Consider the following 21,022-nt stretch of genomic DNA (forward strand, 5'->3'; position numbering starts at 1 on the left):
TGCCATGGGCCCGCGAAACCCGCCAGAAACGTTCCAGAATCACGCCATGACCGATACCGCTCCCCCTCCCTTCATCTTCCACCAGGGCACGGCGCCGCTGCTGATCTCCATGCCGCATGCGGGCACCCATGTGCCGCCCGACATCGCCGCGCGCCTGACCGAGGAAGCCCGCCACGTGCCCGACACCGACTGGCACCTGCCGCGCCTGTACGAGTTCGCCAGGGCCATGGGCGCCTCCATCCTCGTGGCCACGCATTCGCGCTATGTGGTGGACCTGAACCGTCCGCCCGATGGCGCCAGCCTCTACCCGGGCCAGAGCGTCACCGGCCTGTGCCCCGTGGACACCTTCGACGACACGCCGCTGTACGCCGACCCGGCCGATGTGCCCACGGACGCCGAAATCGCCGCGCGCCGCGAGGCCATCTGGGGCCCGTACCACGCACAGCTGCGCGCCGAGCTGGACCGCCTCAAGGCCGTGCACGGCACCGTGGCGCTGTGGGACGCGCACTCCATCCGCTCGGTGCTGCCGCGTTTCTTCGAAGGCAAGCTGCCCGACCTGAACCTGGGCACCGGCAAGGGCACGAGCTGCGCGCTGGAACTGGCCGAGCATCTGCTGGCCATTGCGCAGACCGCGCCGGGCCACACCGCCATACTCAACGGCCGCTTCACGGGCGGCTACATCACGCGCCACTACGGCCAGCCCGAGGCCGGCATCCACGCCGTGCAGCTGGAGATGACGCAGTGCAGCTACATGCAGGAAGCCCTGCCCTTCGACTACCTGCCCGAGCGCGCCGAACAGATCCAGCCCACGCTGCAGCGCATGCTGCAGGCGGTACTGGACTTCGTGCGCAAGCCGACCTGACACGGCGCCGCGCCGGGGCCGCAGATATTCATCGTCTGCTTGGGCGTTTTGCCTTGCAGCGTTGACCGGCTGGCCCTTTCTGTGTCCCGGCCTACCTGACCCTTACAGTCTTCACTGCCTTGGATGTGATCCGGTCTAGCTCCTTGCTGTGAAACAGGTCAATGCACTTCATTGTGTTGAATTCCGAGGGCACTGAACCGCCGTATTTCAGGGCAACATACTTGGCAACCAGAGCCCGGAGGTCGTCATACACGGCCAAGTCTTGTTGACCAAATTCCAGGTAGGCTCCGGCGGTGGACCCGGCGTCCCTGGCAGTGCGCTCGTCCTGAGCCACTTGCGCCAGGCAAATGCTGAGCGCCCAATTCTTCAGAAGGGTCTTCTGGCTGTACTTGCTTGTTTGCGGGAGCGTCTGCGCCTGCACCGTTGCGCAAGCGATACCAGCCAAGACCCATAGCAGGACTGAGGGCTTCATGGCAATACCCAAATGGATGCAATGTCGGGCACGAACGTGCCGTTGTCAGGGTCCGACATCAAGTGACAAGTGTCAGAGCATTCCGTGCCGTTCCATAGGGTCACATGGCCGATAGCATTGCCCCATCCGTGGCCCTTGACGACGATGATTCCCTTCATGCCAGTAAAGTCGGTCGTCTTCGGCGAACGCACGGTTTTTTCAGCCTTGCCAAAAGTCTTTTCCAAATACGCCATCATTTCTGCCACTCTGTACATGTACTGTCTACCGTCAGCCCCACTCACGGTTTTGTAGGTGCTGCCCTTCGGAATTGGAAATCCCGTCATGTTGAGCACATAGCTCATCCGGATCGGACAGGCATTCTCAAAGCCTCCAAGCTTTGGGTCGAGCTCGGTGTTCTTTTGAACCATGCCGCCGATCTTTCGGCCGACCTCTTTAACGGGAATGCGCACTGCCATGAAGGCATGCCATGCTTGGCTGAAGGCCGGACGTTTGGTAGCCATAAAGATTTCTTTTCTTAGAGCCGCTGAAAAACCATTGATACGTTGCTGCTTCGCGCCTCGCCTCAACCGTCAATCCTCGATTAAATGGTTTGCACTGTACTGAATCGGCATTCCATTTTATGAACTGCCTTCGATGGGCGACCTACCTGGTCTTTTCGATGGAAGGGATCATAGACAAGATTGAGATCAATCGATCATGAGGAGTTCTTCAGAATAATCTTATAAATGTAAGTAAATGAATTTGAAGTTCCATGTGGCTGCTTAATTTTGTTTTCTGAATGCAGGCATGGATCTGTATGACGGAATGGCCGCCGCCGCTGGCCGGTCTTCTCCAGCACGGGCGCGGTCGGGGTGGCGGGCTGCCACCAGCGCTTGCCGCTGGACTTCGTCACGACACGGCGCGTGTCCTGATCAGCCTTCGTCGTGGCAGTGGCCCGGGCAGGGCCCGCCCATGGCCACGGGCGGCGGGTCGCCCAGCCAGCGGCGCGGCCCGGGGCCGTTCTGTGCGCACAGGTCGCCGGGGTTGTGCAGCACGCAGTGGCGCAGCGACAGGCAGCCGCAGCCAATGCACTGGTCCAGGCTCTCGCTGAGCCGCTGCAGCTCGCCTATGCGGTCGTCCAGCCGCTGCTTCCAGACCCGCGACATCTTCTGCCAGTCCCCGCCCGTGGGGACATGGCGGCTGGGTAGCTTGGCCAGCTGCTCGGCGATCTCCTCCAGCGTGAAGCCTATGCGCTGGGCGAACACCACGAAGGCGATGCGCCGCAGCGACGAGCGGTGGTAGCGCCGGTGGCCGCTGGCGCTGCGCACGGACTCGATCAGGTTCAGCGACTCGTAAAAGCGCAGCGCCGAGGCCTTGACCCCGCTGCGCTGCGCCACGTCGCCGATGCTGAGCAGCGGATCATCCTCGGTTTTCATGGTGGCTTTCCTTCGTGGCTTGACTTCAAGTTCACTTGAACTCGAAGAATGCGGCCATTCTGAGCGAAAGCGCAGGAACAGGGCAACCGGGGCTTGTACCGCCCCTGCAGGCGTCCTGGCCGGACTGCGAAATTCTTTGGCCGAGTGCTGCAATGACGCAGCTGACGTTCATTCATAGAGTAATGGGTCTCATTTGTATTGAATGGCATCGGCCGGAGGTTTCCATGTACATCGACAGCAGCAGCTTTCCCCTGGTCCGCATGGGCTACGAGCGCGACAAGGCCGTGCCCGTGGACCGCTTGCTGGAGGATTTCTCGGCCCTGCTGGCCCGCGGCCAGGCCTTTGTCTTCTTCAGCGACGGCGACATGTCCCAGGAGGAGCGCTCGCCCGAGGAGCGCAAGCAGGTCGTGCTGTGGATGAAGGCCCGCCGCCCCGAGCTCAAAAGCCTGGTGCGCGCCCTTGTCCACGCCGAGCCCGATGCGCACAAGCGCGCCGAGGCCGAGGCCTTCGCACAGATGTTCGGCAAGGCCTGGGGCTATCCCATGCTGCTGGTGGCCTCCCCCGAGGAGGCGCAGCAGCGTGCACGGGAGCTGCTCGGGTCCGATTGATGACCGATTGACATGAACTGAGAGAAACACCATGAATGCCGTGGATTCCGCCCTGCTCAAAGTCCTGCCCGAGAGGTGGGATCCCGACCATGTGGACCGTCCCGTGATCGTCCTGCCGATGCGCTCGGGCCCGGGTGACTGGGCAATGGACTTCCATGCCCACCGCAAGAGCCAGCTCATGGTCACCAATGCGGGCCTGATCACGCTGGAGACCGAGGCCGGAGTCTGCGTGGTGCCGCCGCGCAGCGCCGCCTGGATTCCGGGCGGCACGCTGCACCGCGTCAGCTGCAGCGGTGCGGCCAGCGGCCATATCGTCTTTGTGGAATCCGGCGCGGCGCGCCCCGCGCCCGGCCCCTGCCATGCGCTGGCCGTCTCGCCCTTTCTGCATGCCCTGCTGGAGCGCGTGCAGGGCCTGCCGCAGGACTACGAGCCCGACAGCGGCGATGGCCGGCTCATGCAGGTCCTGCTCGATGAAATCCAGAACGCGCAGCCCGAGGGCCTGCACCTGCCCCTGCCGCGCGACCGCCGCCTGCGTCGCATGACCGGCGCCCTGTGCGAGCAGCCCCAGCTGCAGGCGCGGCTGGCCGACTGGGCCCAGCGCATCGGCATGAGCGAGCGCAGCATGACGCGGCTGTTCCTGGCCGAGACCGGCCTCACCGTCAACCAGTGGCGCCGCCAGCTGCATGTGCTCACCGCGCTGCAGCAGCTGTCCCAGGGGCTGCGCATCCAGACCGTGGCCGATGCCCTGGGATACGAAAGCGCACCGGCCTTCGTGACCATGTTCCGCAAGGCCGTGGGCACCTCGCCGCGCCGCTTTCTGGCACTGCGCAGCGCGGTGCGCTGATCGCTACGAAAGCCGCAATCCCAGGCCGACCAGCACGGCCACCACCATCGCCGCCCCGAAGACATCCCAGCGCTGGATGCGCCGGTACCTGAGGATGACGACCAGGACGATGCCGATCAGCGTGATCAGCCGGGCCTGGAACACGGTGCCCAGCAGGAAGCAGATCACGATCTGCGCCCAGTAGGTGAGCAGGCCGGCCATCGGCGGCCTTTTCGATGCGGGCGGATTCGGGTCCGGTGCGGCCGGTGATGGCGATGCCGCGGGCAGGGTGCTTGCGACGCCGGGGGCAGGGCCAGCCGCCTGCCGGGCGGCCTGCCGTTCCTCCTGGCGCTGCTCGCGCCGCTGCTGGTCGGTCTTCTCCAGCACGGGCGCTGCGGGTGCGGCCGGCTGCCACCATGGCTTGCCGCTGGCCAGCGCAGGTGCCTGCCCGCCGGCTGCCAGGCGCCGGAACGTGGCGTTTGCGGCGGGCTTGGCGCGCGCGGCGGCGCGGTCCTGCCGGCTGGCCTCGAGCAGGGCGTCGTTCGCCCGGTCCACAGGGCTGCGCGTGAGCTGCCGGGCCTGTGCCAGCAGCGGCCCGCCCTGCACGGGATCGATCTGGTGGACGAACTGCGCCATTCCCAGCAACTGCGAGGCATGTGCCGGCTGGCCTTGCCAGTGGGGCGCCTGGGCAGGCTGGACAGATTGGCCTGGCAGGCCTGTCCCGGCCTGCGTGGCGCGGTGCAGGGCGGCGCGCAGGCGCCTGCGCGTCTGGCGCGATACGCCGGGCTTGTCCGCGTTCACCACCAGCCCCGTGACCTCCTGGCGGCGGCCCTTGCGCATCACGCGCTCCTTGTCGGGGTGGGGCGTGAAGCCTTCGTCGCGCAGTATCCAGCGCACGCGGCCCAGCAGCCGCCCCACGTTGTCGCGCGCGGCCTCGCCCGAGGCCGAGAAGGTCAGGTCGTCCGCATAGCGCGTGTACACAAAGCCCAGCTGCCTGGCCAGGCCCAGCAGGCGGCGGTCCAGGCGGCGGCACAGCAGGTTGGTGAGCATGGGGCTGGTGGGCGCGCCCTGGGGCAGCACGCGCTCGCGCGCCTTGCCGCCGACGAAGAGCTTCTCGCCATCCACCTGCCAGGCCTGGGCGCGGCTTTCGCTGCACAGCAGGGCCAGGAGGGTGGCCATGGCCTCGCCATAGCCCAGATGCCGGAACACGCCCTTGATGCGGCCGAAGGCAATGCTGGGAAAGAAGTCCTTCACATCCAGGTTGATGACCACGTCGTGGCCCGCATGCGGCGCGGCATTGCTCACGATGGAGCGGCCGGCCAGGAAGCCGTGCGCGGCATCGTGCGCGGGCACCTTGGCGAGGATGTTGTCCAGCACCCAGTACTGCGCGCGCTTGAGGCGCGGCATGGGCGCGGAGATCAGCCGCTCGCCACCGGTCTTCTTGGGCAGGGTGAACGAGTGGTAGTGGTGGGTGCGGGCCACCTCGCGGTGAAAGCCCAGGAAGCGCAGCTCGGCCACGGTGATGCCCATGGCCTGCGCCAGCTGGGCGGCATCGGCCAGCTGCGGCAGGCCATGCCGGGCGAGCCGCTGCGGATCGGCCTGCCTGCGCTCCGTGCCATCCCGGGCGGCATCCTGCAGGGCCGCGGAGACGCCGGGACCCAGATAGCCCATGTGCGTGGACCGCCTGGCATGCCAGGCCAGCGCCTTGTCATGGCGTTCCTGGGCCTGGCGGCGTTTGGTTTCCTCGCGCTGGGCCAGCGCCTTTTGCATGCGCTCCTTGCGCATCTGGCGCAGTGCGCGCTCGGGGTTCTGGCGCACGGCGATCTGCTGGCGCAGCTCGGCCAGCTCGCGCTGCAGCTCGCCTTCGCGCTGGATGTGGGCGGCGGCCAGCTGCGGCTGTCCCTCGCCCTTGGGCCAGAAGCCCAGGCGCTGCATTTCCTCGAGGATGACTTCCTGTTTGCTGGAGGCCTTGATGCGCTCGTAGATCTCGGCGCGCGTGGGTTGCGGCTGGCTCATGCGGCAACTCCTGCAAGGCGGGCCCGGCCGGTGCGAGGCGGGCAAGAAGGTGGAGCGACGCGCTTCTCGTCGAAGAGCCCGCAGGGCTCACGGGACGGGAGCTGTTCGCTCGACGCCACCCCGCGACGGTATGCGTGTTTCGCTTGTAGCAAGCCACTCAGGAAAACGCATACCGTCGCTGGGGTGGCACAGTGAAAACGGCGCCCGTGGTGCATGAAACGGCAGTTCACAAGGGTGGCGAAACACCACCCGGGTTGCAAGAGCCTGCGCGTCGCTCCGCGTGGCAGTGTAGAGCAATTGAGGCGGTTCACGCGATTTCTCCTTGTCCTGCTGCGGCCGCCTGCTGCGGGCCTGCCGGCTGGCGTGCGGCATCGAGCTGGGCCTGCGCCACCAGGCGCAGCGCAATCATGTGCTCGCAGGGCCCCTGGCGCAGCCGGTGCTGCTGGTAGTGGTTGCAGCTGCAGCGCGCATCGGTCAGGCGCTCGTCCGCGTTGAGTTCGAGCTGGGTGTCGAACAGGCGCTTGCCGTCGGCGCGCGGTATCTGGCCGGTGATGCGGCTGAAGCCGTCCTTGCGGTCGATGCGCGGCGGGGCAATGGCCTTGCCGCGCACCAGGGCCAGCGCCTTGTCCTCCTCGGGGTTGGCGGGCTGCAATTGCTGCGCCGTCAGCGGCTCGCGCAGCAGCTCGCGCCAGGCGTAGCGCCCGGCGTCCAGGTCGTAGACCGCGCGCCCGGCCTGCATCCAGCGTGTCATGGCCGTGTGCACCTGGGCCGGGGCCAGGCCCGTGGCCTGGGCCAGTTCCTGCGCGCCGGCCTGCCAGCACGACTGCAGTTGCCGGCCCACGGCCTCGACCTGGGCGGGCGTGACCTCGGCCTGCGGCGCCATCAGGTGAAAGCGCGCGCTGGCGGCCCAGTCGTTGGCGCTCCAGCCCGACAGGCCCAGCGTGACCGTGACCTGGCCCAGCTCCACCACCCAGAAGCTGGGCATGCCACTGCCCAGCAGGTGCACGCGCACGCGCGTGGCCTGCGGGATCAGCCGCTCCAGCGTGAGCAGGCGCCGGCGCCCCCACAGGCGGATGGTGCCGCCGCCCGTGCCCAAGGCATCGCTGACGACGTGCGAGCGCCGGGTGGCCAGGCGTTCCTCCCAGGGCTCGAACACCACGGCGGGCGGCTGCCCCGGCGTCAGCTCGAAGCGCAGCGCGCGCGGGCCATGGCGCTCGCGCCGGGCACGCAGCCGCGCGCAGATGTTGAACAGGTCCATGGGGTGCAGTTCCACCACGGTGGCGGGCAGGGCCATGGCGCTGGAGACCTGCACGAAGCCGCGCAGCCAGCTGTCGGGCAGGTCGATCTTTTCCTCGCGCAGTGCCGGATCGGCGCCCACCTGCACGGCAAAGCCGGCCGGGTCCAGCGTCAGCCGCGTGTCCCGGTAGCTGCGGATCTTCTGGAACTCTTCGTAGAGGCTGGCCGAGTAGTCGATGTTGGTGGTGCCGCAGATGCGCTCGCCCGCATGCTCGAAGGCCTCGTGCCGGATGCTGACCGCGCAGTAGCTGGACTCGTCCTGGCTGAAGGCCTCGAACAGCAGCCGGTCCGGGTGCACGGTGATCACGGGGTCGAGCACGTACCAGGCATCGCGGTTGGCCTGGTACAGCCAGTCGAAGTATTTGCGCTGCGCCTTGTAGAAGGGCGCGAGCACCTGGTTGCGGGTCTCGCGCAGGTCCTTGAGTTCGGCGCTGATTTCCCTGGCGCGCGCCTGGGCGCCGCCGGTGTCGGCCATGAAGCCGGCCAGCAGCTGGGACTCATGCTCCTGCAGCCATTCGCGGTAGGCCGTCTTGTCGCGGCCGCGCGTGCGCATGTCGCTGACCACCACGCTGTGCAGCGCGCTGAGGCCTTCGCGCACCTGCAGGAAGGCCGGGCCGTCGCGCCTGAGCAGGCCGTCGAAGCGCGTGGGAGGCCGCAGCAGGTCGGGCGCGAAGGAAAACGCCTGTTGCGTGGCCGTGTCGCTGACCTGCGTGCTGCCGTAGTACTGATAGCGAAATTCCATGTCCGTTCGACTCCGTGCTGTGAACAGGCGCTCAGGTGGAAGACGGGGCCTGGCCGCGCCGCTCCGCCGCCAGGGGCTGCATGAAGCTTTGCGCCAGATGGGGATGGCGCTGCACGATGTCGCGCAGCCCGGCCACATAGTCGGGCTGGTCGGCCTGGCTGGCGCTGACCACCTGCCGCGCGAAGATGGCCGCGACCACGGCCGCGGTCTCGGGCGCATCGACCTGGCCGCGCAGGAAATGCAGCACGCGCGTCTTGCTGGCGCGCGCGCGGTGCACCTGGCTGAGCACAGTCAGGAAGTAGGGCTGCAGCTCCTGCAGGCGCGTGGCGCGCTGGGGCGCGGGCTCGTCGGGCAGGGCCAGCAGCCATTGCGTGACGAACAGCTGCACGCCGGGGGCCGGGTGCTGGGCCAGGCGCGCGAGGTAGAGGCTGGCCTCGGGCGCGCTCATGTGCTGCTCGAGCCGCTGGCGGCCCAGGGCCTGTACCCAGGACTGGGGATGGTCCACCCAGCCGATCAGCAGCTCGGGCGTGAGCGCATTGGCCGGCAGCCGCTGGCCGAACATCTCGCGTGCGTACTGCTGGGTGTCGGCGAACAGGGCGTCGGCCAGCGGCAGCAGTTGTTCCGCCTGCTCGGGCCGGGTCTGTTCCATGGGCGTGAGGCGCGTGTCGATGCTCTGGCGGCTCCGTGCGCGCACATCGGCATCGGCATGCCGCGCCAGCGTGGACCACTGGCGCAGGGTGTAGGCCTGGATGTCCAGCGCCTTCAGGCCCCAGGCGCCGTAGCGTTGCGCACCCGTGGCCTGGGCCTGCAGGGCGCGCCAGATGCCCGAGGCATCGCGGGCCGGGGCCACGGCGGCCAGCGGGCCGGTGAGCAGGCGCAGCGCCGCGTCGTGGACGCCTTCGGCCTTTTCCGCGCGGAACAGCACCTCGTGCAGGCGTTCGGCGATCTGGGCGTTGCAGCGCGCGTTGTACAGAGGGGTGCCGGCCAGGCGCTCGACCAGGGGCGCGGCCGCTGCGCGCAAGGCGGCATGGGGCGATACCGCGAACCCGGCCAGCATGTCGGCCTGCTCGCACAGCAGATCGTCGGCCAGGCTGCCCATGAGCCGTATGCCGCAGGCCATGCGCGCAGGTTCCTCGGATTCCAGCAGCCCGCGCAGCGCCGCCGCAGGCAGGGTGCGCAGGCCTTGCGGGTGGACCAGCAGCCAGGCGGTCGCCATCTCCACCAGTGCCGTCACCGAATGCGCCAGCAGGTGGTGCAGCGGCGGGGCCGGAACGCCGGGCGCGTGCGCGACCAGCGGTGCCTTGTCCGCGAAGAGGGCCTGCACCGCATCGCGGATGTCGGCCAGCGCAGCGCCGTCCGCATCCAGCGTGGGCAGCGCCGCCAGCAGGGCCAGGGCCACGGCGGCGCCATCGGCATAGAGCAGCAGGGCCAGTGCCTGCGTGCGCGAGCTGGCGGCGGGCGACAGAAGCAGGGCCGCCACCAGCTCGGCATCGCGCGCGGCGGCTGCGCGGTCGCGCGACAGCCAGGCGCCCAGGTAGCGGGCGGCCGGCCCCTCGCCGCATTGCGCAAGCGCCAGCAGCCAGGGGCGGCGCGCCGCATCGTCGGTCAGAGCGACCATGCGCTGCTGGGCAATCTCCAGGCCCAAGGCGGCGGCGGGCGCATAGGTTTGGTGCAGCAGCGGCGCGGCGGCCGCCGCATCCAGGCTGTCCAGAAAGGCCTTCTGGTCCTGCAGAGCGCGCGTGAGCGACCACAGCAGCAGCGTGGACTGCGAGCGGCCCACCAGCTGCAGCAGCCGCTCGGGGTGGGCGTCCCACAGGGGCGACAGCCCTTCCACGCGCTGCGCGGGCAGCTGCTGCAGGTCCAGCGGCTCGTCGGTGTTCCAGCCATGGGCGCGTGCCGAGGCATGCAGCTGCGGCCAGCGCGGCAGCAGCAGCCGGGCGGCAAGCAGCCAGCGCGATTCGGGCAGGCGGCCGGAGCGCGAGGCAGCCTGGCCCGCGCAGCGGCGGTCCATGGCCTGGAGCAGGGCCGTGGCCTGCGCGGCGCCTTCGCTGTGCCCGGCCGAGACCATGCGCCGCAGCTGGCGCCAGCCGCGCAGGCGCAGGTACAGGGAGGTGTCGCGGCTGAAGACGGCACCCTCGTCGCGCGGGCCATCGAAGCGGGCATGCAGCACGGCCAGCAGGGCGTGGTCGCGCCGCCACTCGGCACGCTTGTGGATGCGCCGTATGGCAGGCCACCAGGGGCGTGTGAAAGGGATGCGCTCCATCCAGGCCAGCAGCTGCCGGTGGACGGCGCCATCGTGCGCTCCCAGCGTATCGGCCGCCAGCAGCGCCTGGGGCGTGAGGGCGTTGAACACGGCCTGCTGCGCCTGCGGGCCGTCCTCCGGCGGGGCGGTGCGTGTCTCTTGTTCCCCCTGTGCCCCTTGCTCCCCTTGTACCCACTGCTCCCACTGATCCCGGTGCTCCTGCAGCGCCGCCTGGCGCTCCTGCGGCGCGAGCAGCGCCAGCCAGGCCTGGTGCGCCAGGTCGCGCGTGGCCTCGCTGGCGCCGCGCTGCGACAGCGCCTGCATGGCCACCGCCGCGCCGCCATCGCCCAGGCGGCCCACCAGATAGGCCAGGCAGTAGTCGAGCAGGTCGTCGCCCGTGCCCAGCAGGGCCACCAGGCGCGGCACCTGCGCATGCAGCAGGCGCTGGGCGCCGCCGCCGCGCGCGGCATCCGCATATTCCGCCAGGCGCCACACCAGGCGCGCCTGCTGGCCTGCGGGCATCAGCCGCCAGGCATTGCCGTCCAGGCGCCGGCACAGGGCCGGTATGGCGGCGGCCTGCACGGGCGACTCCGGCAGCTGTGGCGGCTGCGGTGCCGGTTCCTGGGCGTGGCCAGCCAAGGGCAAGGCTTGCACGCCATCCAGCTCGGCAAAACCTTGCTGGGACTGCAGCACATCGCCGGCCGCCAGGCGCTGGCGCAGATAGGCCAGTGCGCGCTGGCGTGCAGGCTCCAGTGCCAGCGGCAACGGGGTCAGCGTGCTGTCATCGACCTGCGCGACGACGCCGGCCTTCCATTGCGTGACCTGCAAGGTCACGACATGGCGCGCCGCCGCGTCGCGCCCCTGCGGGTCCAGGGCCACCAACGTCACGGTGCTGATGCGTTCATTGCGTCCCTGCGGGCGGGACAGTACGGCTTGAGCAAGCAGGTTCATGCGGCAGGCATCCAGTGCTTTTCCATATGGGGTTGGCTGGCGGGAACAACCGGGGCCGCAAAGTGTTCGCGGCCGTCGTTTCCCGCTGGCCAACGCAGGGTCAGATGGCATCGCAGTGTAGTGCCTCGATGCCCTGCGGGCGCCGCCCGCCGCAGTGCCGATGGCCGCTGCGCTTGTCCGATCCGGCCATTGATTCCCCTGGCAAACCGTCCTCAATTTTCGTGGTGTCTTTGTGGCTGGATCTTGACTTCAAGTTCACTTGAACTTGAAGAATGCAACCCATTGTGAGCAGCCGCCGGCAAGGCCTTCAGAGCTTGCGGTACAGCCCCCCTTTTTCCGGCCCTGCACCGACCCCGGCAGCAGGGCCTTGCCCATCCCCCTCAAGGAGAGTCGATCCATGCCAGTTCTTCCCCCGCCGCCGTTGCGGCGTGCCCTGTTCGGAGGCGCCCTGGCGGCGCTGGCCCTGCTTGCCGGCTGCCGCCCGCAGGCCGTGGGCGATGCCCATGCCAGCGACGGCCCGCCGCCTGCGCCCGAGGTGCTGGTGAGCGAGGTCGTGCCGGCCAGCGTGCGTGTCTGGGACGAGTTCAACGGCCGCATCGATGCCGTGGACTCCGTGCAGCTGCGCCCGCGCGTGTCGGGCTATATCGAGCGCATTGCCTTCAGCGAGGGGCAGGAGGTCCGGAAGGGCCAGCTGCTGTTCGTGATCGACCAGCGGCCCTACCGCGCGGCCCTGGCCAGCGCCGAGGCCGAGCTGGAGCGCACGCGTGCCGGCGCCGCCCTGGCGCGCACCCAGGACCAGCGTGCCCGCCAGCTGGTGGCCGAGCATGCCGTCTCGCGCGAGGAAGCCGACACGCGTGCCGGCGCCATGGCCCAGAGCGCCGCCCAGGTGCGTGCCGCCGAGGCCGCGCTGGCGGCCGCGCGGCTCAACCTGGACTTCACCGAGGTGCGCGCGCCGGTCTCCGGCCGCGCGGGCCGCGCCCTGCTCACCGTGGGCAACCTGGCCCAGGCCGACCAGAGTGTGCTGACCACCGTGGTCTCGCAGGACCCGGTGTATGTGTATTTCGATGCGGACGAGCACAGCTTCCTGCGCCACCAGCAGGCCGCCAACGCCGCCAACGGCGGCAAGGGCCGGCCCGTGCGCATGGGCCTGGCCAGCGATGAGGGCTTCCCGCACAAGGGCACGCTGGATTTCACCGACAACCAGCTCAACGCCGGCACGGGCACGGTGCGCATGCGCGCCCGCATGCCCAATCCCGACCGCCTGCTGACGCCGGGCCTGTTCGCGCGCGTGCAGTTGCAGTCAGGGCAGTCCGAGCAGGGCGGCGGCGGGCAGCAGGCGCTGCTGATCGACGACAAGGCCGTGCTCACCGACCAGGACCGCAAGTACGTGTATGTGGTGGGCGAGGGCAACAAGGCCGAGCGCCGCGACCTGGAGCTGGGCCGCATGGTCGATGGCCGGCGCGTGGTGCAAAAGGGCCTGGCGGCGGGCGACCGCCTCGTGGTCGGCGGCCTGCAGCGCATCTACTACCCCGGCATGCCGGTCAGCCCCAAGCCTGCGCCCGGCGATGGGCAGGCGGCGGTGGCCCAGGCGTCGGCCGTGGCCGCGCAGTGAACCGGGACGCACCATGGATTTCTCCAAATTCTTCATAGACCGCCCGATCTTCGCGGTCGTGCTCTCCATCATCCTGTTCGCCGTGGGCCTGGTTGCGATTCCGCAGCTGCCCGTGGGCGAGTATCCCGAGGTCGTGCCGCCCAGCGTGGTGGTGCGCGCCACCTATCCGGGCGCCAATCCCAAGGAGATCGCCGAGTCGGTGGCCGTGCCGCTGGAGGAGGCGATCAATGGCGTCGAAGGCCTGATCTACCTGAAGTCGGTCGCGGCCTCGGACGGCAGCCTGCAGGTGGTGGCCACCTTCCGCGCCGACGTGGACCCCGACACGGCAGCCGTGCGCGTGCAAAACCGCGTGAGCCAGGCGCAGAGCCGCCTTCCCGAGGAAGTGCGCCAGTACGGCGTGACCACGCAAAAGCGCTCGTCCACGCCGCTGATGTATGCGGGCCTGACCTCCAGCGACGGCAACCATGATGCGCTGTATCTGCGCAACCATGCCACGCTCAAGATCAAGGACGAGCTGGCGCGCATCCCCGGCATCGGCGAGGTGGCGCTGTACGGCGCAGGCGACTATGCGATGCGCGTCTGGCTGGACCCCAGCAAGGTGGCCGCACGACAGCTCACCGCCGCCGAGGTGATCGCCGCCATCCGCGAGCAGAACGTGCAGGTATCGGCCGGCCAGCTGGGCGCCGAGCCCAGCCCCAAGGGCTCGGACAAGCTGCTGTCCATCAATGTGCGAGGCCGCCTGAAGACGGCCGAGGAGTTCGGCTCCATCGTGCTCAAGGGGGGTGCCGACGGCCAGGTCGTGCGCCTGTCCGACGTGGCGCGCATCGAACTGGGCGCCAGCGACTACAGCATGCGCTCGCTCAGCGACACGCGGCAGATGGCGGCCGTGGGCATCTTCCTGTCGCCGGGCGCCAATGCGCTGGGCGTGGCGCGGGAGGTCTACGCCACCATGGAGCGCCTGTCCAGGGATCTGCCCGAAGGCGTGAACTTCGAGACCGTCTGGGACCCCACGGTCTTCGTGCGCGACTCCATCAAGGCGGTGCAGAGCACGCTGATCGAGGCGGTGATCCTCGTGGTGCTGGTGGTCATCGTCTTCCTGCAGACCTGGCGCGCTTCCATCATTCCGCTGCTGGCCGTGCCCGTGTCCATCGTCGGAACCTTCGCGGGGCTGTACCTGCTGGGCTACTCCATCAACACGCTGACCCTGTTCGGACTGGTGCTGGCCATCGGCATCGTGGTGGACGATGCCATCGTCGTGGTGGAGAACGTGGAGCGCTACATCGAGGAGGGCCACTCGCCCCTGGAGGCGGCGCACCTGGCGATGAAGGAGGTCTCGGGCCCCATCATCGCCATCGCCCTGGTGCTGTGCGCGGTCTTCGTGCCCATGGCCTTCCTCAGCGGCGTGACGGGCCAGTTCTACAAGCAGTTCGCCGTGACGATCGCCATCTCCACGGTGATCTCGGCCATCAACTCGCTGACGCTGTCGCCTGCACTGGCGGCCAAGCTGCTGCAGCCGCGCGGCGCGCCGCGCGATCTGCTGTCGCGCGGGCTGGACCGCAGCCTGGGCTGGTTCTTCCGGCCCTTCAACCGCTTCTTCGACCGCAGCGCGCACGGCTACCAGAACTCCGTGGGGCAGTCGCTGCGCCGCCGCGGCCTGGTGTTTGCGGTCTACGCGGCGCTGCTGGCGGGCACGGCCGTGCTGTTCCAGGCCGTGCCGGGCGGCTTCATCCCGCTGCAGGACAAGCTGTACCTGTTCGGCGGCGCCAAGCTGCCCGAGGGCGCCTCGCTGGGCCGCACCTCCGAGGTGACGCGCCAGATCGTGGAGCTGGCCCACAGCGTGGAGGGCGTGGACAAAGTCGCTGCCTTCGCAGGCTTCAATGCGCTGCAGACCACGACCACGCCCAACCTGACCAGCTCCTACATCATGCTCAAGCCCTTCGGCGAGCGCACGCGCAGCGCCGAGGAGATCAATGCCGAGCTGGGCGCCAAGTTCGCGCAGATCGAGGGCGGCTTCGCCTACGCGCTGATGCCGCCGCCCATCCAGGGCCTGGGCAACGGCTCGGGCTACTCGCTGTTCCTGCAGGATCGCGCGGGCCTGGGCTACGCGGCGCTGCAGCAGGCGCTGCAGGCCTTCCAGGCCGAGATCGCCAAAACGCCGGGCATGACCTATCCGGTCAGCAGCTATCAGTCCAACATCCCGCAGCTCGAAGTCAAGGTGGACCGTACCAAGGCCAAGGCGCAGGGTGTGGCGCTGACCGACCTGTTCCAGACGCTGCAGGCCTACCTGGGCTCGGTCTACGTCAACGACTTCAACGCCTTCGGCCGCGTCTGGCGCGTGATGCTGCAGGCCGATGCCGACCACCGCCAGGCCGTGGAGGACATCGCGCGGCTGCGCACGCGCAATGCGCGCGGCGAGATGGTGCCCATTGGCTCCATGGTCACCGTGGTGCCCAGCTTCGGGCCCGACCCGGTGCTGCGCTACAACGGCTTCCCGGCGGCCGACCTGATCGGCGACTCCGACCCGCGCGTGCTGTCCTCGGGCGAGGTGCTGACCAAGCTCCAGGAGATCGCGCAGCGCACGCTGCCGCGCGGCATCGAGCTGGCCTGGACCGACCTCAGCTACCAGCAGGTGGAGCAGAGCAACGCCGCGGCCGTGGTCTTCGCCATCGCCGTGATGCTGGTCTTCCTGGTGCTGGCCGCGCTCTACGAGAGCTGGACGCTGCCGCTGGCCGTCATCCTCATCGTGCCCGTGTGCATCTGCGCGGCGCTGTTCGGCGTCTGGCTGGCCGGCGGCGACAACAACGTCTTCGTGCAGGTGGGGCTGGTGGTGCTGATGGGGCTGGCCTGCAAGAACGCCATCCTGATCGTGGAGTTCGCGCGCGAGCTGGAGCTGCGCGGCGTGGGCATCGTCGATGCCGCGCTGCAGGCCTGCCGCCTGCGGCTGCGGCCCATCGTCATGACCTCGATCGCCTTCATCGCCGGTGCCGTGCCCCTGCTCATCGGCGGCGGCGCGGGCAGCGAGGTGCGCGCGGCCACGGGGGTGACGGTGTTCTCCGGAATGCTGGGCGTGACCCTGTTCGGCCTGTTCCTCACGCCGGTGTTCTACGTCACGCTGCGCCGGCTCTCGGGCCGGGCGCTGACGGGGCATGCGCCTGCACATGCCGCGCCTGCCTTCCCACCCTCCGACAAAGCCGCACCCCTGGAGCCCCACCATGTCTGAAATCCGCAAATCCCTGAGCCGACACGCGCTGGCGCTGGCGTCTGCCGGGCTTGTGGCCGGCTGCGCGGTCGGCCCCGACTTCAAGGCGCCTGCGGCGCCGCAGGCCGGAGCACAGTTCGCGCGGGCCGAGCCTGCACCGGCCACCCCGCAGGCCGAGCCCGATGCCGCCTTCTGGCGCCAGTTCCAGGACCCGCAGCTGACGCGGCTGGTGGAGCAGGCGCTGGGCGGCAACCAGGACCTGCAGGTGGCGCTGGCACGGCTGGACGGCGCCCAGGCGCTGCTGAGCGAAAGCCGCTTCGACCAGTTCCCCACGGTCACGATGTCGGGCCAGGCCACGCAGCAAAAGCGCAGCGAGAGCGAGGCCTTCTACGGGCCGCGCAGCCAGCGCAGCTACACGGCAGGGCTGTCGGCCAGCTGGGAGATCGACGTGTTCGGCCGCGTGCGGCGCAACATCGAGGCGCGGCGTGCCGACCTGCGCGCCGACGCGGCCGATCTTGCGGCGCTGCAGGTGGCCATCGCGGCCCAGGTCGCGGGCAGCTATGCCGACCTGCGCGGCTGGCAGCAGCGCCTGGCCCTGGCCCAGGCCAACGCGGCCAACCAGCAGGACACGCTGCGCCTGGTGCAGCTGCGCCTCACACACGGCAGCGGCACCGAGTTCGACCTGGCGCGCGCCCAGGCCCAGCTGGAGGCCACGCGCTCGCGCATCCCGGCACTGCAGGCGCAGATCGCCATGGCCCAGCACCGGCTGGCCGTGCTCACGGGCCAGGTGCCCGAGGCGCTGATCGCCGCGCTGGATGTGCCTGCCGCCCTGCCGCAGCTGCCGCCGGCCATCGACCCCGGCACGCCGGCCGGCCTGCTGCGCCGCCGTCCGGACGTGGCCGTGGCCGAGGCACGGCTGCATGCGGCCACGGCGCGCATCGGCGTGGCCACGGCCGACCTGTTCCCGCGCCTGTCGCTGGGCGGGCTGCTGGGCAGCACGGCGCTGCACGGCGGCGCGCTGTTCGAGGGCGGCAGCGCCACCAGCAGCGTGTTCCTGGGCGTGGACTGGTCCTTCCTCGACGTGGGCCGCGTGCGTGCGCGCATCGCGGCCAGCGAGGCCGGCGCCCAGGCCGCGCTGGCCCAGTACCAGCAGACCGTGCTGCTGGCGCTGGAGGACGCCGAGAACGCCCTGGTGCGCCTGCAGCGCACGCGCACCGAGGATGCCCACCTGGCCCAGGCCGCCGAGCAGCGCCAGCGCGCAGAACAGCTGGCGCTGCGCCGCTACCACCTGGGCAGCGTGGGCCTGTACGAAGTGCTGGATGCGCAGCGCGACCTCTACGCGGCCCAGGACGCCGCCGCCGACAGCCGCGCACGCGGCCTGCGCGCTGCCGTGGCGCTGTACCAGGCCCTGGCCGGTGGCTGGGACGGGAAGCTGCCGCCAGCCTGAGCACAAGGCGTGCGTTGCAAAAAGGGACGGCCAGGCGCCGTCCCTTTTTTTTGCTTGTGCGGACCCCCGGTGAAAACCAGGAGTCAGAAGGGCTTGCCTCATTTTTTTCTTATCGGATAATTTTCTCATTGGAAAAAAATGGAGCGATGGATGATGGAAAGCCAGGTTCTGGATTTCGCCGTGATCGGTGCCGGCATGGCCGGCGCCTCCGTGGCCTGGCGGCTGGCCGGTGCGGGCGCCTCGGTGCTGGTGCTCGAGCGCGAGCCGCAGCCCGGCTACCACGCCACGGGCCGCTCGGCCGCCATGTTCATGGAAAGCTACGGCACCGCGCAGATACGCGCGCTGACACGCGCCAGCCGCGCCTTCTACAGCGCGCCGCCCGAAGGTTTTTGCGAGCACGCGCTGCTGCAGCCGCGCAGCGTGCTCTACATAGGCACGGCCGGCCAGGAGCCCCTGCTCGACGATGCCCTGGCCATGTACCGCCGCGACGGCCTGCGCGCCGAGCGCATCGACGCGCGCCAGGCCTGCACCCTGGTGCCCTGCCTGGACGAGAGCCAGCTGGTGGGTGCCGTGCATGACCTGGACGCCATGGACATCGACGTGGCCGAACTGCACCAGGGCTTTCTGCGCGGCATGGCGCGTGCCGGTGCGCGGCTGCGCTGCGGCGCCGAACTTTCCGGCGCCGAGCGCGAGGTGGATGGTGATGGCCAGGGCCTGTGGACCCTGGTGCTGCAGGACGGGTCGCAGGTCCGTGCCCGCGCCGTGGTCAATGCCGCAGGCGCCTGGGCCGATGCCGTGGCCCGGCTGTGCGGCGCGCGGCCGCTGGGCATCGAGCCCCGGCGCCGCTCGGCCTTCACCTTTGCCGCACCGGAGGGCGAGGACATCCACGGCTGGCCTGCCGTGATCGGCGTGGACGAGAGCTTCTACTTCAAGCCCGATGCCGGCCAGCTGCTGGGCTCGCCCGCCAATGCCGATCCCGTGCCGCCGCATGACGTGGTGGCCGAGGAACTGGACGTGGCCATGGGCATAGACCGCATCGAGACACTGACCCGCCTGCGCATACGCCGGCCGCGCCATGTCTGGGCCGGGCTGCGCAGCTTTGCGCCCGACGACGACTTCGTGATCGGCTGGGACGCGCACCGTGAAGGATTCTTCTGGCTGGCAGGGCAGGGCGGCTACGGCATACAGACGGCCGCCGGCGCCTCGGCCGCCGCGGCCGCGCTGCTGATGCGCGAGCCGCTGCCCGCCGAGCTGCTGGCCCAGGGCGTCGATGCCCGGCGGCTGAGCCCGGAGCGCTTCGCGGCCTGAGACGCCTGCCTTTTCGCTTTTTCAGCCCCCGCAACACACAACAATCCAAGGAGACAGGCATGGGTGCATTCAAGGAAGTGAGCAGGATTGCCGGCGCCTTCGTCGGCGTCATCGTCGGGGCGGGCTTCGCCTCGGGGCAGGAGATACTGCAGTTCTTCGCGGGCTTTGGCGCCATCGGCCTGGCGGGCTGCCTGGTGGCGGCCCTGGCCTTCGTCTTTCTGTCCATGGCGTTCTCCACCATGGGCCAGCGCCTGCAGGCCGGCTCGCACAAGGAGGTGGTGCAGGCCCTGCTGGGCCGGCATGTGGGCATGGTGTTCGATGTGCTGATCACCTTCTTCCTCTTCGCCATCACGGTGGTCATGCTGGCGGGCGCGGGCTCGCTGCTGCACCAGTGGCTGGGCCTGCCCGAGGTCTGGGGCAGCGTGCTGGCCACCGTGGCCACGGTGCTCATCGTCTGCCTGGACGTGGGCCGGGTGATCGCCTTCATCGGCGCGGTCACGCCGCTGCTGGTGTTCATGACCGTGGTGGTCGCAGGCTACGTGCTGGTGACGCCCCAGGGCGAGCCGGCCGCGCTGGAGGCCGCCACCGCCGCCCAGCCCCGGGGTGCGGGGCACTGGCTGGTGGCGGCGCTGCTCTATGTCTCCTACAACGTGGTGGCGGGCATGCCCTTCCTGGTGATCATGGGCGGCCAGGCCAGCTCGCGCCGAGTGGCGCTGTGGGGCGGCGTGGCCGGCGGGCTGCTGCTGGGCCTGCTGATGCTGCTGATCGCGGCCGCCATGGTCTGGCGCATGGACACGCTGGGCGGCCTGTCCATGCCCATGCTGGCGCTGGCCACGCAGATCTCGCCCTGGCTGGGGCACCTGATGTCGCTGGTCATCTTCGGCATGATCCTCAACACCGCCGTGGGCATGCTCTATGCCTTCGTGGCCCGCATCCTGCCGGCCGGCACGCCGCGTTTTCGCTGGGGCACGGGCGTGGCGGGCGTGGTGGCACTGGGCGGCAGCTTCGCGGGTTTCATCACGCTGGTGGGCATGGTGTACCCGGTCTATGGCTACATCGGCTTCGCGCTCATGGCCTGCGCGCTGGCAGGCTGGCTGCGCATGGGCCGCAGGCCGGCGCCCCAGGCCGATCTGCGCGGCACCTGAGGGGCCGGGCCTGACCCTAGAATCGGGCGGTCGCCAGCCCCGATCGCCCGCTTCATGCCCAGCCCCCGTCCTCGCACCAGTCCCGCCCCTGGTCCCGGCCCCAGCCCTCGTTCCAGTCCGCTTCCCACGGCAGACCAGGTCCTTGCCGCCGTGCTGCCGGGCGCCCGCACGGCCGCCGCCCTGCCCGCAGGCAAGCACGAAGTGGGGGCCAAGCTGCGCAAGGCCCGCAAGGAGCGCGGCCTGACGCTGCAGCAGGTGGCCGAAAGCAGCGGCCTGGCCGTGTCCACCATCTCCAAGGCCGAGCGCGGCCAGATCGCGCTGAGCTACGAGAAGGTGCTCATGCTGGGCAATGCGCTGGACATCGACATGACACGGCTGTTCATGGTCGGGGACGCCCAGCAGGCGGCCGGCGACACGCCCACCGTGGTCAAGGACCGTTTCGAGGACGTGCAGCGCTACGAGACCGACCAGTACCTCTACAGCGTGCTGTGCGGCGCCTTCCCGGGCAAGAAGATGCAGCCCCTGGTGGCCGTGATCAATGCGCGCGAGGCCGGGGAATTCTCGGAGACCATCCGCCATGCGGGCCAGGAGTTCGTGATGGTGCTCTCGGGCCGGGTGCGCATCCTGTTCGAGAACGGCGAATCGGTGGAGCTGGGCCGCCATGAGGCCGCGTATTTCGACAGCGGCGTGGGCCATGTGTATGTGAGCCTGAGCCGCCAGCCGGCTCAAGTCGTCTCTGTCTGCAGCTGAAATGGTTAGCACCCCCTGAGCGGCTGCGCCGCTTCCCCCGTGTGCACGGCGCCCTCTCTCGCTACGCGGGAGGGGGACGACACCCTCGGTGCGGGGCGGCGCGGCCGGCATAGGCCCTTCCTCGGTGTCTCTGG

At 69.6% G+C, this 21,022-nt stretch carries 16 protein-coding genes; 9 read left to right on the top strand and 7 right to left on the bottom strand.

Translation table 11 applies throughout. The features are described from left to right. Positions 1-4: 4 nt before the first annotated feature. Positions 5-862, top strand: a complete 858-nt coding sequence (gene hutG / locus AC5I49_RS13785) for an N-formylglutamate deformylase (RefSeq protein ID WP_495789510.1) — start codon at positions 5-7, stop codon at positions 860-862. A gap of 91 nt (positions 863-953) precedes the next feature. Here hutG and AC5I49_RS13790 read toward each other — a convergent pair whose 3' ends face one another. The 4 genes from AC5I49_RS13790 to soxR all read right to left on the bottom strand — a co-directional run bounded on the left by AC5I49_RS13790 (position 954) and on the right by soxR (position 2,749). Further along, positions 954-1,334: a T6SS amidase immunity protein Tai4 family protein gene (locus AC5I49_RS13790; RefSeq protein ID WP_047473661.1), complete on the bottom strand. Its 381-nt coding sequence runs from the start codon at positions 1,332-1,334 to the stop codon at positions 954-956. After that, positions 1,331-1,834, bottom strand: coding sequence for a type VI secretion system amidase effector protein Tae4 (locus AC5I49_RS13795; protein ID WP_212645551.1), 504 nt, complete (start codon positions 1,832-1,834; stop codon positions 1,331-1,333). Before AC5I49_RS13795 ends, AC5I49_RS13790 begins: the two co-directional genes overlap by 4 nt. 194 nt (positions 1,835-2,028) lie before the next feature. Next, complete coding sequence (locus AC5I49_RS13800) at positions 2,029-2,226, bottom strand: hypothetical protein (protein WP_495789511.1); 198 nt, start codon at positions 2,224-2,226, stop codon at positions 2,029-2,031. A gap of 19 nt (positions 2,227-2,245) precedes the next feature. Next, the gene (gene soxR, locus AC5I49_RS13805) at positions 2,246-2,749 is read right to left on the bottom strand and encodes a redox-sensitive transcriptional activator SoxR (protein WP_012202096.1); all 504 of its coding nucleotides are present in this window, start codon (positions 2,747-2,749) and stop codon (positions 2,246-2,248) included. Positions 2,750-2,973: 224 nt separating this feature from the next. On the opposite strand from soxR, the gene AC5I49_RS13810 reads away from it, so the two are divergent. Together AC5I49_RS13810 and AC5I49_RS13815 are read left to right on the top strand one after the other, a co-directional pair. Next, positions 2,974-3,357, top strand: a complete 384-nt coding sequence (locus AC5I49_RS13810; protein WP_016447388.1) for a hypothetical protein — start codon at positions 2,974-2,976, stop codon at positions 3,355-3,357. A 31-nt stretch (positions 3,358-3,388) separates the two neighbouring features. Further along, a complete protein-coding gene (locus AC5I49_RS13815; RefSeq protein ID WP_016447389.1) occupies positions 3,389-4,201 on the top strand; it encodes an AraC family transcriptional regulator in 813 nt (270 codons plus the stop codon). Between the two features lie 3 nt (positions 4,202-4,204). Here the strand turns inward: AC5I49_RS13815 and AC5I49_RS13820 are convergent, their stop codons facing one another. From AC5I49_RS13820 to AC5I49_RS13830, 3 genes are all read right to left on the bottom strand, one after another. After that, positions 4,205-6,196: a reverse transcriptase family protein gene (locus tag AC5I49_RS13820; protein ID WP_495789512.1), complete on the bottom strand. Its 1,992-nt coding sequence runs from the start codon at positions 6,194-6,196 to the stop codon at positions 4,205-4,207. 307 nt (positions 6,197-6,503) lie between these two features. After that, positions 6,504-8,234: an SWIM zinc finger family protein gene (locus tag AC5I49_RS13825; RefSeq protein ID WP_495789513.1), complete on the bottom strand. Its 1,731-nt coding sequence runs from the start codon at positions 8,232-8,234 to the stop codon at positions 6,504-6,506. A gap of 31 nt (positions 8,235-8,265) precedes the next feature. Continuing rightward, the gene (locus tag AC5I49_RS13830) at positions 8,266-11,427 is read right to left on the bottom strand and encodes a hypothetical protein (RefSeq protein WP_495789514.1); all 3,162 of its coding nucleotides are present in this window, start codon (positions 11,425-11,427) and stop codon (positions 8,266-8,268) included. Between the two features lie 397 nt (positions 11,428-11,824). Here AC5I49_RS13830 and AC5I49_RS13835 point away from each other — a divergent pair, with 397 nt between their 5' ends. From AC5I49_RS13835 to AC5I49_RS13860, 6 genes are all read left to right on the top strand, one after another. Beyond that, a complete protein-coding gene (locus AC5I49_RS13835; RefSeq protein ID WP_016447393.1) occupies positions 11,825-13,039 on the top strand; it encodes an efflux RND transporter periplasmic adaptor subunit in 1,215 nt (404 codons plus the stop codon). 13 nt (positions 13,040-13,052) lie between these two features. Further along, positions 13,053-16,259 (top strand): efflux RND transporter permease subunit, encoded by a 3,207-nt coding sequence (locus AC5I49_RS13840; RefSeq protein WP_061287500.1) that lies wholly within the window; start codon positions 13,053-13,055, stop codon positions 16,257-16,259. After that, positions 16,252-17,685: an efflux transporter outer membrane subunit gene (locus AC5I49_RS13845; protein ID WP_046982621.1), complete on the top strand. Its 1,434-nt coding sequence runs from the start codon at positions 16,252-16,254 to the stop codon at positions 17,683-17,685. The genes AC5I49_RS13840 and AC5I49_RS13845 overlap by 8 nt, the downstream gene beginning before the upstream one ends. A 153-nt stretch (positions 17,686-17,838) precedes the next feature. Continuing rightward, on the top strand, positions 17,839-18,993 hold the full coding sequence (locus AC5I49_RS13850; RefSeq protein WP_495789515.1) for an NAD(P)/FAD-dependent oxidoreductase: 1,155 nt from the start codon (positions 17,839-17,841) through the stop codon (positions 18,991-18,993). Between the two features lie 59 nt (positions 18,994-19,052). Beyond that, the gene (locus AC5I49_RS13855; RefSeq protein ID WP_016452210.1) at positions 19,053-20,138 is read left to right on the top strand and encodes a YkvI family membrane protein; all 1,086 of its coding nucleotides are present in this window, start codon (positions 19,053-19,055) and stop codon (positions 20,136-20,138) included. Positions 20,139-20,192: 54 nt separating this feature from the next. Continuing rightward, positions 20,193-20,888: a helix-turn-helix domain-containing protein gene (locus AC5I49_RS13860; protein ID WP_016447398.1), complete on the top strand. Its 696-nt coding sequence runs from the start codon at positions 20,193-20,195 to the stop codon at positions 20,886-20,888. Positions 20,889-21,022: the final 134 nt, after the last annotated feature.

The sequence above is a fragment of the Delftia sp. genome, assembly GCF_059499305.1.